We start from the raw sequence: 12,521 nt of genomic DNA, 5'->3' as shown, positions 1-12,521 counted from the left end.
GGGAATCCGGACGGTCGGTGCGTCAGCGCTGCCGCTCGCGGCGCGCTGTCACTCGTATTCCGTGATCGTGAGCGTGTACTCGCCGCTCCCGCTGTAGGAGTCCACGAGCGCGTGTAGGTCCGTCGAGACGTCGGGGCCGTCGATGCTGATGGTCTCCTGGGAGTCGGTCGTCCACGACCGGTAGTCGTAGTCCGAAGTCGTCGGACACGCGTCGACGCCCGTGTTCGCGTAGAGGTCGAAATCGGCGTCCGACGGGCCGTCGAGGTCGAGGACGACCTTGCTCGGGTCGCCGTACTCGAAGGCGTACCTCAAGCAATCCCCGTCCGAATAGTCGGACAGCGAGCCGGTCACCGACGTCGACGTGGACCCGCCGCTGCCTCCGCCGCCTCCGCCGCCCCCGCCGCCGGACTCCGGGTCGGTGGTGACGGCGACGCCGGCGTCGACGCGGCCGGACCCCTGCTTCTCGGTGGAGAGGCCGACGTCGACGGCCGTGGCCTTCAGGTGATCGCGGAGTTCCGCGTTCGTGAGGTCGTACTGGGCGAGCGTCAGCCCCGCGACCCCGGCGACGACGGGCGTCGCCATCGACGTCCCCGAGATCTTCTCGTACCCGTCGTCGGTCCACGTCGAGAGGACGTTCGTCCCGGGTGCCGCGAGTTCGATCTCGTTGCCGTAGTTCGAGTACGACGCCAACGTCTCGTCGGGGTCGAGCGCGCTCACTCCGAGACACTCGCTGTACGCCGCGGGGTACGACACGGAGTTCCGGCCGTCGTTACCCGCCGCGGCGACGACGAGCGCCCCCTTGTCGGTGGCGTACGAGACGGCGTTCTTCATCGTGTCGGTGTACCCCCCGCCGCCCAGCGAGAGGTTGATCACGTCAGCGCCCTGGTCGGCCGCCCACGTCACGGCGTCGGCGATATCGCTCGTGGATCCCGAGCCCCGCTCGGAGAGCGCGCGCCCGGAGAGCACGCTGGAGTTCCCGATGCCGGTGACGCCCTCGCCGTTGTCGGTCTCGGCGGCGGCGATGCCCGAGACGTGCGTGCCGTGGTATTCGTCACTGAGGGCGTCGGGGTAGGGGTCGCCGTCGTCGTCCACGAAGTCCCGACCGTAGTTGGAGACGGCGTCGTCCATGTTGCCGTCGAGGTCCGGGTGATCGTATTTCACGCCCTGGTCGACGACGCCGATGGTGACGTTCGCGTCGCCGAACGTCTCCTCCCAGGCGTCCGGCGCGTTCACCTGCTGGTCCGCGTACTGGTCGCCGTACTGGGGGTCGTTCGGCGCGAGCTGTGCGGTGAGTCGGACGTTCTCCTCGACGTACTTCACCGCGTCAGCGCGCTTCTGGCGCTCCCGAAAGTTCTCGTGGGCGGGCTCCGCGGCGTTTTCCGGAAGCCCGACCACGGTCGTGTTCAGCGTCTCGTTGCTAGACAGGACCTCCTCGTTGCCCTTCAGGTGCTGCTTGACGTACCCCTTCGGGTCGTCCTCGGTCGCGGAGACCCCGACGATGTACTCGCGCCGATCCGGGCCGCCGCCGTTCCCGGGCGCGGCCGAGGCCGCCCCCACCATCGCTACCGTGCTCGCTGCGGTCGCTCCGATGAAGCCGCGACGCGTCAGATTGGTATTATTTGGCATACCACCCGCAAACACACCCCTCTTGGAATTAAATTTTTCTAAATGTATCTGTAGGAATTAGTCTCAACCAAACTTGAGTTTAATTTGGGAGGGAGTACGATATTCGCGCAACGCCCCGTATCGACAGACCGTTACGCGACGACGACGAGTACCCACGCCATGTACGCTAGCGGCGCGTTCGTTGCCGACCACGTCGACCCGCTCACCGACGAACAGATCCAGCCGAACGGCGTCGACCTCACCGTCGAGACCGTCCTCGAACAGCGCGAGCCCGGTCGCATCAGCCGCGACGGCAAGACCGTCGGCGACCGTCGGCCGGTCCGGGCCGACACCACGGGCGAGGACGTCGAGTACGTCTCCCTTTCCCCCGGCGGCTACGTCCTCCAGTACGCCGAAACCATCTCTATCCCGCCGGGGTACGTCGGCTTCATCTACCCGCGGTCGTCGCTCATGCGGAACTCCTGTATGCTCGACACCGCCGTCTGGGACGCCGGCTACACCGGCAAGGGAGAGGGACTGCTCGAAGTCCACCACGACGTCGAACTGGAGCGCGGCGCGCGGGTCGCCCAACTCGTCCTCGCCGAGGCCGACCACGAGGAGACCTACGACGGTTCGTACCAGGGCGAACGGCTCTGAACGTCGCCTCTCGCCCCTATCGGACTCACTCTCCGGCCGTCCAGTCGCCGCCGACGGCTCGCGTTCCGGGAGCGTCACGGCGACGTGCCCCCGGGACGTCTCCATCTCCTCGACGTACCGGTCGGTGACGAACGCGACGAACGACTCGCGCTCCCCGGGCGACAGCGTCGTCGCGAACTGTAACGGCGGCACGCCCGACGTCCGGTCGGGCCTGACGTCTCCCCGTCGACCCCCGTGACGCGCGGCCGTCGCTCTCTCCGGGCGTCTCACGTCACTCCTCTCGGAACGTCTCGCATCGGAACTGCGCGAGCGCGTCGCTCGGGGTGTAAAGGAACGAACGGCACGCCCGTGCCGGGAAAAGGTGGCACGGGCGTGCCGTTCTGTAGGTCCCCGCTGACGCTTCGGCCCTCCAAGCGAAGCGTCACCTGAAACAAGCGTCGGTAACCACTTAAGCGTGCCGGGGCCGGCAGCACCGTCGTATTACCTGACGGCGAGCCGTTCACAACAGTTCGCTAACAGGGTGCCGAACGCCGGCCCGCTCGCGCCTCCGGCGGGCGTCCGCGTCGCGCTCGGCTACTGCCGAGCGGGGTGGTCCGCCCGGAGCCGCGACTGCCCCTCGCCGAGGAGCCGTTCGCGGAGCGTCTCGCCCTCGGGCTCCGCGTCCGCCGGGGGAACGAGACCGCGCTCGCGGAGTTCCGGGACGACGAGGTCGACGAAGTCGACGAGCGAGTCGGGGCGGACGACCTCCTTGAGGTTGAACCCGTGGACGCCGACCGCCTCGTGCCAGCGCTGGAGCTCGTCGGCCACCTGTTCGGGCGTGCCGACGACCTTCGGCGAGGTCGTGCCGAGCCCGCAGAACTCCGCGACCTCCCGGACCGTCCACTCGCGGTCGGGCTGGGCCTTCGTGAACGCGTTCATCGTCCCCTGGATCGCGTCCGTCTCGATGTGTTCGACCTTCTGGTCGGGGTCGAGCTCCGAGAGGTCCATGTCGAGGAACCCGGAGAGCAGCGCGAGCGTCGCCTCGACGTCGACGTGGCGCTTGTACTCCTCGTACTTCGCCTCCGCGAGCGCCTCCGTCTCGCCGACGACCGGCACGACGCCGATGAAGAACTTCAGGCTCTCCGGGTCGCGGCCGGCGTCGGCCGCCCGCGACTTCACGTCGTCCATGTACTCGACGACGCCCTCCTCGGTCGGCTGACTGGCGAAGACCGCCTCGGCGTTGCGCGCGGCGAAGTCGCGACCGTAGTCCGACGAGCCGGCCTGATAGACGACCGGGGTGCGCTGGGGCGACGGCTCGGAGCCGTGCGGGCCGGGCACGGAGAAGTGGTCGCCCTCGTGGTCGATCGCGTGGACCTTCTCCGGATCGGTGTACCGCCCGGTCTCCCGGTCGACCTCGACCGCGTCGTCCTCCCACGAGTCCTCCCACAGCTTGTAGCAGACGTCGAGGAACTCGTCGGCGCGATCGTACCGGGTCTCCTTGTCCATCCGCTCGTCGAGCCCGAGGTTCTCGGCGGCCGACTCCAGATAAGAGGTGACCACGTTGATCGCGATCCGCCCGTCGGTGAGGTGATCGAGCGTCGAGAACTCCCGCGCGAGCTGGTAGGGGTGGTTGTACGTCGTCGAGCGCGTCACCGCGAAGCCGAGGTCGTCGGTGACCTCCGCCATCGCGGGCACGACGAGCTGCGGGTCGTTCGCGGGCGTCTGGACCGCCTTCTCGACGGCCGTCCCGCGGTCGTCGCCGTACACGTCGTAGATGCCGCGCACGTCCGCGAAGAACACGGCGTCGAAGCCGCCCCGCTCGGCGGTGCGCGCGACCTCCGTCCAGTACTCGCGGTCGGCGTAGTCCGCCGACCGGTCGCCGGGATACCGCCACGACCCGGGCGAGACGTGCTCGACCGAGGTCATGGTGAAGAGGTTGAGATGTAGGTGATCGGACACGGGCACCCGTACGCGTTCCGGGGTAATACGACCACAGAAAGTGGCGTCACTTGTCGCGGTCGCGGACGGTCCGCGCGGAGGGGTCGTCGCGGGTCGCGGGGGACTCGGCGCGCGGTCGCGGACGCGGGCGGTCAGCGGGCGGTCGCCGACGGAGCGAAACCGAGCGCGCTACGCCGAGGCCGACTCGGGCGAGGAGACGTACGCGGCGAAGTCGGAGGTGGTGATGATGCCGATGGGCGCGTCGCCGTCGACGACCGGCACGTGGTGGAAGCCGTGTTCGAGCATCGTCGCGGCGACCGCCGACACGTCGTCCTGCGCGCTCGCCGTGATCGGGTCCGCCGTCATGTACCGATCGACCGTCGTCTCGGCCTTCGGCTGGCTCTTCGCGACGATGTCGACGAAGTCCGTCGAGGTGAGGATCCCCGCGAGCGACCCGTCGTCCTCGTCGACGACGAGGACGGAGCTGATATCGTTCTCGAGCAGCACGGCGGCCGCGTCCTCGACCAAGGTGTCCGGCGTCACCGTGTGGAGGTCCGTCGACATCAGTCGCGCCACGAAGACGTCTTCGATCTCGTCCATACGTGAAACCACCCGTCCTCACCGTATAAGCGTTCTCACAGAAACCGTGAGAGCCCCGACTGCCGGCGCGGGCCGTCGCCGTCGGGGGCGGCGACCCACGCGGTCCGCTCGTCCCGGAGGCGCTCCCGCGCCGCGTCCGGCGGGTCCGCCGGCTCGAAGGCGGGACAGCCGCTCCCGCACTCGCGGCCGGGGTCGACCACGCGGCCGAACTCCGCGCAGCGCGGCCGGCCGTCCGCGGTCGCCTCCCCGTGTGCGCACGCCGGCGGGTCGGGTCGCCACCCCTTCCCGTACGCGCGCTCGGCGATCCGGCGACGCTTGCGGGCCTTCGCCGCCGGGTCGACGAGCGCGACGTCCGTGCGCGAGGGGCGCTCGTCGCGTATCTCGACCCCCGGCGCGTCCGGGTCGAGCGGCCTCGCCTCGCGGACGACCTCGCGCTCGCCCGTCTCGGGGTCGAACCGCCAGACCCCGACCGCCTCCGGGATCCGGTTGAGGTGCGCGCGGGTGACGTAGGAGGCGGTCGCGAGGACGACGCGGTCGAAGAGCCCGAGCGCGGCGTCGTACCGCAGTTGCGCCTCCAGATCGCCCGGCCGCCCGAGGTCCGGCTTGTTCTCGACGGCGACCATCTCGTCGACCCAGTCGTCCGGATACCGCGCGGTCGCGCGCACCGCCGGTCGCCCGTCCCGGCGCTCGCGTTCGAGGTAGCCGACCTCCACCGCGCGGTCGACGACCGCCGCGGCCCGGTCCGGCGGGAGGTCGAACGCCTCCGCGACGGGAACCGCCTCGCCCGGCCCCACCGCGGCCTCTATGGCGGGGTCCGGGATCCGCTCGGCGGCGATCGCGGCGCGGTCGTCGAAGTTCGGGCCGGCTCGGAGGAGACAGACGTCGACGATGCGGGTCCCGGGCGTCTCGACGCCCGCACCGAGCTGCCGGGCGACGACCCGGTCGGGGGATTCGAGCGCGGCGCACAGCGCCAGCTCGAACCGGTACTCCATGCGAGGGCAAGGGACGCGGCGGGCTAAAGCGCGTCGGCGGTCGCCGTCGGCCCCCGCCCTGACTCGCCCCGGCGGACGGCGTCGCCCCCGGTCGAAACCGGTATTCCCCGCCGGCCCCTACGACGACCATGCGCCGGGTCACCCGGAATCTCCTCATCGCCATCGCCCTGGTCGTCGTCGCGCTGCTCGCGCTCGGCGCGCTGCCGAGCTACCTCGGGAGCGGCGACCCCTACTACCTCACCGTCGAGCCGATCGAGACGAACGGCACCGTGGCCGACGTGAACAACGTCTCCGACCGCCGGTATCCGTACCTGGTCGGCGCGATAGAGAGCGCCGACGGGCGGTCCGAGGGCTACCAGACCGGTCCCTACGGGATGAAGGAGTGGTTCACCCACACGCCGTTCGACGAGATCGACGCCGTGACAAAACAGAACCCCACCGCCGCGACCGAGAACGGCGTGCGGGTGAGTCGCGACGGACAGGTGTACCACGCGGAGGTGGTCCGCCCGTGACGGACGGAAACAACCGCTCCACCCCGTCGGCCGCCACGGACCTCCGCGACCTCCCCGCGTTCTCGGACGGGCGGAACCACTCGCTGCCGGGCGAGCCGGAGTGGCCGGTGAAGGAGGTCGTCGTCGAGTACGACGAGGGCTGGTTCGTCGGCGGCTACGACCGCGTCGAGCAGCCCGACGGGACCGAGAAGCGGTACTACTGGGCGGAGCTGTCGCCCGCGACGGTGATCGTCGCGGTCGCCGACGACCGGGTGCTGTTCGTCGAGCAGTACCGCCCGACGGTGCGGAACACGCAACTGGAGCTCCCGGCGGGGATCGTCGAATCGGGCGAGTCGTACACCGAAGCGGGCGCGCGCGAACTCGCCGAGGAGACCGGGTTCGAGCCGGACTCGACCTCGCTGCTTCAGGAGGTGTGGTGTTCGACGGGCGTGTTGCGTCACACGCGCGGCTACGTGTTCGCCGAGGGGCTGACTCCGGTCGACGTCGACCACGACAGCAACGAGTTCCTCTCGCCGCGGTCGGTCCCGGTCGAGGAGGCGCTGGAGATCGCCCGCGAGCCGCCGACGAACGACGCGACGCTGGAGGGACTGCTGCTCGCCGAGCGCGAGGGACTGTTGTAGGCGGACGACGGCGTGGGGCATTGGCAAGTTCCTCCCCGTTCGGCTATCCGTTTCCGTTTGCGGATTTCAGAGAAGCGTTCCCGCGCCCGGATCGAGATCGCTCAATCCGACCACAAATCTCTCGTGCGATCACGGGGAAAGAGCAGCCATGTCGACCGTCGAACGAGGAGTCGACTCGTGGCTATCGGCGACCCTCGATTTCCTCCTCTCCGTTCTCGGGTTCACCATCGTCTGGTACCCGATGGTCTCGCTCGGCAACGCGGTTCTCGGGTTTCCGGTTTCGACCTCGACGGTGAATCTGATCGTCGGCGTGCTGGCGTTCGGCGGCTCGTACCCCGTCGTCGCGGGTGATTGGTCACTCGGACGGCTGGGGGAGTACCTGTTCGTCCTTATCGCGTCCGTAATCGGATGGGGGCTCGTCGGTATGGTCCCCTTCCTCGCGTCGGGAGTGTCCGTTTCCGGCAGTAATCCCGCTCCACAAGCGGCGGTCTGGGCCGCCGCGTATCTAACCGCTTACGTCGTCGTCTATCGAACCCGGTGGTCGGTTTTTAGCTAACGTCGGTTTCATGCGGTTCTACCGTCCGAGCTAGCGACGGGCAGTCCACGGGGTCGCACGGTCAATTCGATTTCGAGGCCGAGGAACGAACGCCGTGAGGAGAATTCGGTCGCGCCTTCGCCAACGTTTGTGGGCTACTGACCGTCACGAAACTGCCCCGCGGTCGTCCCTTCGAGTCCCGCCCCGCACCGCGACCGCACCTCACGCCTCCCCAGCCTCGTCACCGGACTACGTCCGGTTTCAAGCGAGAGCTCCGCTCTCGCCCTGTCGCTCGCTCTGGGCTCCCTCCGGTCGCCCAACCGCTCGCGACTCCCTCGCGCGTGCGACTCGCGCCCTTATCAGGGCGCTCGTCGGCACGCGCCACCGCAGGCAGGTCGGTCGCAGTCGGTCTGCGAAACCCGACGAACGTCCAGTTCCCCGCGTCGACCGGGAGGAATTAGGCGTCTCGGCCCCTTGATACTCCCATGAGTCAGACCTCGGAGCAGTCGGTGTTGCTGTCGGACGACCCCCCGCTCGACCTCCGCCTCTCGGAGTCGGAACTGGAGGCGACCCGCGAGCGCATCGTCTCGTTCATCCGCGACGTGGTCGACGACGCGGGCGCGAAGGGCGCGGTCCTCGGCCTCTCGGGAGGTATCGACTCGACGCTCACCGCGCACCTCGCGGTCGAGGCGCTCGGCGAGGACGGCCTCCACGGGCTCACGATGCCCTCGGCGGTGAACGACGCGGACGTGATGAGCGACGCCGAGCGCGTCGCCCGCGACCTCGGCATCGAGTACGACGTGGTCGAGATCCAGCCGATGGCGGAGGCGTTCTTCGACGCCGTCCCGGAGGCGGCCGACGACCGCACCGCCGCGGGCAACGTGTACGTCCGCACCCGCGCCGTGCTGAACTACTTCGTCGCGAACTCGGAGGACCGGGTCGTCCTCGGGACCGGGAACCGCGCCGAGGCGATGACGGGCTACTACACGAAGTACGGCGACCAGGCGGTCGACTGTAACCCGATCGGGAACCTCTACAAACAGCAGGTGCGCCAGCTGGCCGCGCACGTCGGGGTCCCCCGCGAACTGGTGATGCAGGAGCCCACCGCGGGCATGTGGGAGGGCCAGACCGACGCCGAGGAGATGGGACTCGACTACGACACCGTCGACGCCATCCTCGCGGTCCACGTCGACGGCGGGCTCTCGCGGTCGGCGACGGTGCGCGAGCTAGACGTCCCGGAGGAGGCGGTCGACCGCGTGGTCGACCTCCACGAGCGCAGCGCCCACAAGCGGGCGATGCCGCCGGCCCCCGAACGCGACTTATAAAACACCGACCCCGCCTCGACGGATACACATAAAGAACTGATGCGGTGGCGCGTGCCTGCGAGCGGCCGACAGGCCGCGAGCCGCGCGGCCGGGGCTTTGGAGGTGTCAGCGCGGGATTTTCGAATACGAACGGAATTTCCGGTCCCCGACGGCTCTCAGAACTCGCGCATCGCTTCCAGCACGTCGCGCGCCGAGCCGTCGTCGATCGCCTCGCGGGCCAGTTCCAGTCCCTCCTCGATGGAGTCGGCGTCCTCGCCAGCGTAGATCCGGAGCGCGGCGTTGACGGCGACGGCGTCCGCGAACGCGCCGTCGCGCTCGCCGGCCAGCACCTCCTCGGTGATCGCGGCCGAGTCCGCGGCGACGTCGTCGACCGCGAGGTCGTCCTCTTCGAGGTTCATCCCGTACTCCGCGGTCTCGATCTCGAAGTCGGTGAAGCTCGCGCCCTCGGACCCGGCGTCCTCGCCGTCACCGTCGTCCGCCGCGTTCCACTCGGCGACCTTCGTGTAGCCGGGGCGCACGTCGTCGTACCCCTCCATCCCCTGGAACATCAGGACGCGGTCGAGGTCGTGGAACTCGCTTTCCACGAACGTGTCGACCACCTTCTTCGCGAACGCGAGGTGGTAGAAGGAGCCGAGGTGCGTGGACGCGCCGGCCGGGTTCGCCAGCGTCTCGACCGTGTTGACGAACGACCGGACGCCCATCATGTCGCGGCGCTCGAACAGGTCGTCGATCGCGGGGTTGAACGCGGGCTGATAGTAGAAGCCGAAGCCGGTCTCGTCGACCATCTCGGCGGAGTCCGAGGGCGTCAGCTCGGTGTGGACGCCGAGCTCGTCGAGGACGTGCTTGTACGCGTCCTGCTTCTGCGTCGGGACGCGGTCGCCCGAGTGGACGACGACCGGGGTGCCCGCGGCGGCCGCGACCGCGCCGGCCGCGACGCCTAGGATCGCGGTCCGGCCCTTCCCGTCGTAGTTCGCGCCGCAGTCGACGGGGTCGGCGTCGGGCTCCGCGTACTCGACGCGGTCGCACATCACGTCGACGTACGCGCCGAGCTCCTCCGGCGTGTTCCGCTTCCAGCGGTTCGCGAGCCAGAACGCCCCGAGCGTCGTCGGGTCCGGCTCGCCCGCGAGGATGCGCTCGAACGCCTCCGTCGCCTGCGCGCGGGTGAGGTCGTCGGCCGACTTGTGGCCGGAGCCGCAGACCTCGGTCATCAGCCGTTTGAGGGGCCAGTCGCCGAACTCCTGAGTCGCCTGAGCCATACGCTCCGTTCGGTCTTGCCGACGAAAAGTCCCCCGCTCGGCTCCCGAACGCTGGGAAGGGGAGGAGCGGGCGGACGCGGGTGTCGCGGAAGACACTTACCCGCTCCCGACGCCGGACGGACCGTGAGCGACCGAACTCCGAGCGCCGGGAGTCGACCCCTCCCGGCCGAGCGGCGGCACCGACCGACGAGACGCGCCGTCCTCGCCGGCTCCGCGCTCGCCGCGGGCGGACTCTCGGGCTGTCTCGGCGGCGCGTTCCGCGACGATCCCCCGACGGCGACGGTCTCCGTACGCTCGACCGAGCGGGTCGACGACGCCGAACACGACGGGAGCGTCGAGGTGGGAGACGAGACCGCGCGGATCGAAGGGCGGTTCGCCGCGCCGGTCGACTGCGTCTCGCTCGACGCGGCCGTGTTCACGTCGTCGCCGGAGGAGGGTATTGCCATCGTGGAGATCGCGGCCACGGAGACCCGAAACGGCTGTAAAGGCCCTGCGGCCGTCGAGTACGAGGGCGAGGTCGCGTTCGGGTTCCCGGTCCGGGATCTCTCCCTACGGCATCGTTTCCACGGCGGCGAGGACCGAGTGACCGTCGCGAGCTACGAGCGCGACGCGTAACGCTCGCTCCCTCGGCACACCGCGCCCGAGCGACTGCGCCGGGCTTCGGGGCCGTTCTCGCCGCGTCCGTGGTAACCGTTCGCAATACAGAAAAAGACGTACGTGTGGTTATGGAGAGAATACTTGTGTTTTGTAGATACTCTATCGCCTTCGTATTCTGTAATCGGTCTCGAATGGCGTCAGAGTTATATGTACGTCCATACTGTACGCACTCGTACCCGATGACGTCCAAATCCGTGTCGACGGCGCTCACGCTGTACCGTTCCCGCACACTGACCCTCGAACAGGCCGCGACCGTCGGCGGTTGCTCGGCGGCGCAGTTGGAGGAGAGCGCCCGGGCGTTCGCGCCGACGCCGGGCGAGACCGCTTCGGACGACTGACCTCCCGCCTCGGCCCTCCTCTCGACCCCCGTTCTCCGGTCCGCTCCGAAAACAGTAGGTACGCCCGACCCGAAGGGTACGTAATGAGTTTGGACGCCGACTGGCGGGCCGACGTCGACGCGGTCGACGCGGCCCTCATCGACGAGTACCAGAGCGGCTTCCCCGTCGAGTCGCGCCCGTTCGAGCGGGTCGCCCGCGAGGTCGCGGCCGAGACGGGGGTCGACCTCGACGCCGACGCCGTCCTCGACCGCGTCCGCGACCTCCGGGAGCGCGGCGTGTTCCGGCGGTTCGGCGCGGTGCTGAACCCGCCCGTGATCGGTTCCTCGACGCTCGCGGCGGTGCGCGCGCCAGAGGACCGCTTCGACGAGGTCGCCGAAGTGATCAACGGCTACCGGCAGGTGAACCACAACTACCGCCGCGACCACGAGTGGAACCAGTGGTTCGTCGTCACCGCCGGCTCCCGCGAGACGCGCGACGCGATCCTCGCGGAGATCGAGGAGCGCACCGGCTGCGAGGTGCTGGCGCTCCCGATGCTCACGGACTACTACATCGACCTGGAGTTCCCCGTGGTCAACGGCGACCGGTTCGCGCGGGAGTCGCTGGAGGAGACGGACGTCTCCGCCACCCGCATCTCCGAGAACGCCCGCGGCGACCTGAGCGCGCTGGAGGCCGACCTCCTCCTCGCCATTCAGGACGGCTTCCCGCTGTCCGCGACCCCCTACGCCGACGTGGCGGCGGCGATCGACGCCGACGTCGACGACGTGCTCGCGGCGGTCGAGCGACTGCTCGCGGACGGCTGTATCAAGCGGATCGGCTGTATCGTCAACCACGTCGTCACCGGGTTCACGAACAACTGTATGGTGGTCTGGGACGTGCCGGACGACGAGCTCGACGCGCGCGGCGAGGCGGTCGGGAGCCTCCCGTACGTCACCCTCTGTTACCACCGTCCCCGCCGTCCCGATCAGGAGTGGGAGTACAACCTGTTCACGATGATCCACGGCCGCGAGGCGGACGCGGTCGACGCGAAGATCGACGAGTTGGCGGCCGACCACCTCCCGTTCTCGCACGAGCGGCTCTACTCGACGGAGACGCTGAAACAGACCGGCGCGCGGTACGAGGACCTCGTCGCCGACGCCGAATAGGAGAAACTGGTTCCCTTGAAGTCCATTTTCGGATACTTCCCCGCCCGGAACGGCCGGCAGATCGCGAGTGCGATCTGACTCCCGGGTTTCTTACCCATCCCCGACTGGGGATGGGGCTCTCACCCGCGGACGAGTGGCGTCACAAACGCGTACAGACAAGCGATTACGCTAACGACAGAGAACACGGGCGCTATCCGGTCTCCGTTAATAATGAAACCGGCCGTGAGAACGGAGATCGCCACAGCGACGAGGGCTATGCTGATGAAACGGAGGTGTGCGATGATCTCCTCCTGTTCGCGGGACATGGACGGCATAGAGATCGATTCGGAATCAGTTTTGTGGAATAGAAGTGTACTGTCTGACAT

14 protein-coding genes are annotated in these 12,521 nt (G+C 68.9%); 8 read left to right on the top strand and 6 right to left on the bottom strand.

Annotated elements, in window-relative coordinates; translation table 11 throughout:
* Positions 1 to 48: 48 nt before the first annotated feature.
* Positions 49 to 1,626 (bottom strand): S8 family serine peptidase, encoded by a 1,578-nt coding sequence (locus tag NAF06_RS05015; protein ID WP_049908660.1) that lies wholly within the window; start codon positions 1,624 to 1,626, stop codon positions 49 to 51.
* Between the two features lie 159 nt (positions 1,627 to 1,785).
* Between NAF06_RS05015 and NAF06_RS05010 the strand changes: the two genes are divergently transcribed.
* Positions 1,786 to 2,262 (top strand): deoxyuridine 5'-triphosphate nucleotidohydrolase, encoded by a 477-nt coding sequence (locus NAF06_RS05010; protein ID WP_008582778.1) that lies wholly within the window; start codon positions 1,786 to 1,788, stop codon positions 2,260 to 2,262.
* 573 nt (positions 2,263 to 2,835) lie between these two features.
* Here the strand turns inward: NAF06_RS05010 and NAF06_RS05005 are convergent.
* The 3 genes from NAF06_RS05005 to NAF06_RS04995 all read right to left on the bottom strand — a co-directional run bounded on the left by NAF06_RS05005 (position 2,836) and on the right by NAF06_RS04995 (position 5,771).
* Entirely contained in the window at positions 2,836 to 4,200 is a 1,365-nt protein-coding gene (locus tag NAF06_RS05005) for an LLM class flavin-dependent oxidoreductase (RefSeq protein WP_049908659.1), read from the bottom strand.
* A gap of 168 nt (positions 4,201 to 4,368) precedes the next feature.
* Positions 4,369 to 4,779, bottom strand: a complete 411-nt coding sequence (locus NAF06_RS05000; protein WP_008582774.1) for a CBS domain-containing protein — start codon at positions 4,777 to 4,779, stop codon at positions 4,369 to 4,371.
* 35 nt (positions 4,780 to 4,814) lie between these two features.
* On the bottom strand, positions 4,815 to 5,771 hold the full coding sequence (locus NAF06_RS04995; RefSeq protein ID WP_008582772.1) for a DUF5787 family protein: 957 nt from the start codon (positions 5,769 to 5,771) through the stop codon (positions 4,815 to 4,817).
* Between the two features lie 128 nt (positions 5,772 to 5,899).
* Here NAF06_RS04995 and NAF06_RS04990 point away from each other — a divergent pair, with 128 nt between their 5' ends.
* The 4 genes from NAF06_RS04990 to NAF06_RS04975 all read left to right on the top strand — a co-directional run bounded on the left by NAF06_RS04990 (position 5,900) and on the right by NAF06_RS04975 (position 8,763).
* Positions 5,900 to 6,283, top strand: coding sequence for a hypothetical protein (locus tag NAF06_RS04990; RefSeq protein WP_008582769.1), 384 nt, complete (start codon positions 5,900 to 5,902; stop codon positions 6,281 to 6,283).
* Positions 6,280 to 6,903 carry an NUDIX hydrolase gene (locus tag NAF06_RS04985; protein ID WP_008582768.1) on the top strand — a complete coding sequence of 208 codons (624 nt, stop codon included), beginning with the start codon at positions 6,280 to 6,282 and terminating at the stop codon, positions 6,901 to 6,903. The genes NAF06_RS04990 and NAF06_RS04985 overlap by 4 nt, the downstream gene beginning before the upstream one ends.
* Before the next feature lie 148 nt (positions 6,904 to 7,051).
* On the top strand, positions 7,052 to 7,459 hold the full coding sequence (locus NAF06_RS04980; protein ID WP_008582766.1) for a hypothetical protein: 408 nt from the start codon (positions 7,052 to 7,054) through the stop codon (positions 7,457 to 7,459).
* A gap of 464 nt (positions 7,460 to 7,923) precedes the next feature.
* Positions 7,924 to 8,763, top strand: coding sequence for an NAD+ synthase (locus tag NAF06_RS04975; protein ID WP_008582764.1), 840 nt, complete (start codon positions 7,924 to 7,926; stop codon positions 8,761 to 8,763).
* 155 nt (positions 8,764 to 8,918) lie between these two features.
* On the opposite strand, the gene NAF06_RS04970 is transcribed toward NAF06_RS04975, so the two are convergent.
* On the bottom strand, positions 8,919 to 10,019 hold the full coding sequence (locus NAF06_RS04970; RefSeq protein WP_008582762.1) for an anthranilate phosphoribosyltransferase: 1,101 nt from the start codon (positions 10,017 to 10,019) through the stop codon (positions 8,919 to 8,921).
* A gap of 123 nt (positions 10,020 to 10,142) precedes the next feature.
* Here NAF06_RS04970 and NAF06_RS04965 point away from each other — a divergent pair, with 123 nt between their 5' ends.
* From NAF06_RS04965 to ahbB, 3 genes are all read left to right on the top strand, one after another.
* Positions 10,143 to 10,634, top strand: coding sequence for a hypothetical protein (locus NAF06_RS04965; protein ID WP_008582761.1), 492 nt, complete (start codon positions 10,143 to 10,145; stop codon positions 10,632 to 10,634).
* Between the two features lie 221 nt (positions 10,635 to 10,855).
* Positions 10,856 to 11,014, top strand: coding sequence for a DUF7317 family protein (locus NAF06_RS04960; protein ID WP_008582760.1), 159 nt, complete (start codon positions 10,856 to 10,858; stop codon positions 11,012 to 11,014).
* A gap of 83 nt (positions 11,015 to 11,097) precedes the next feature.
* A complete protein-coding gene (ahbB, locus tag NAF06_RS04955; protein ID WP_049908658.1) occupies positions 11,098 to 12,156 on the top strand; it encodes a siroheme decarboxylase subunit beta in 1,059 nt (352 codons plus the stop codon).
* 119 nt (positions 12,157 to 12,275) lie between these two features.
* Here the strand turns inward: ahbB and NAF06_RS04950 are convergent, their stop codons facing one another.
* Complete coding sequence (locus NAF06_RS04950; protein ID WP_100243506.1) at positions 12,276 to 12,461, bottom strand: hypothetical protein; 186 nt, start codon at positions 12,459 to 12,461, stop codon at positions 12,276 to 12,278.
* Positions 12,462 to 12,521: the final 60 nt, after the last annotated feature.

It is taken from the genome of Halorubrum hochsteinianum, from assembly GCF_023702125.1.
GTDB classification, from domain to species: Archaea; Halobacteriota; Halobacteria; order Halobacteriales; family Haloferacaceae; genus Halorubrum; species Halorubrum hochsteinianum.
The sequence above is the reverse complement of the archived record's forward strand: the minus strand, read 5'-3'. Positions and strand labels throughout refer to the sequence as shown.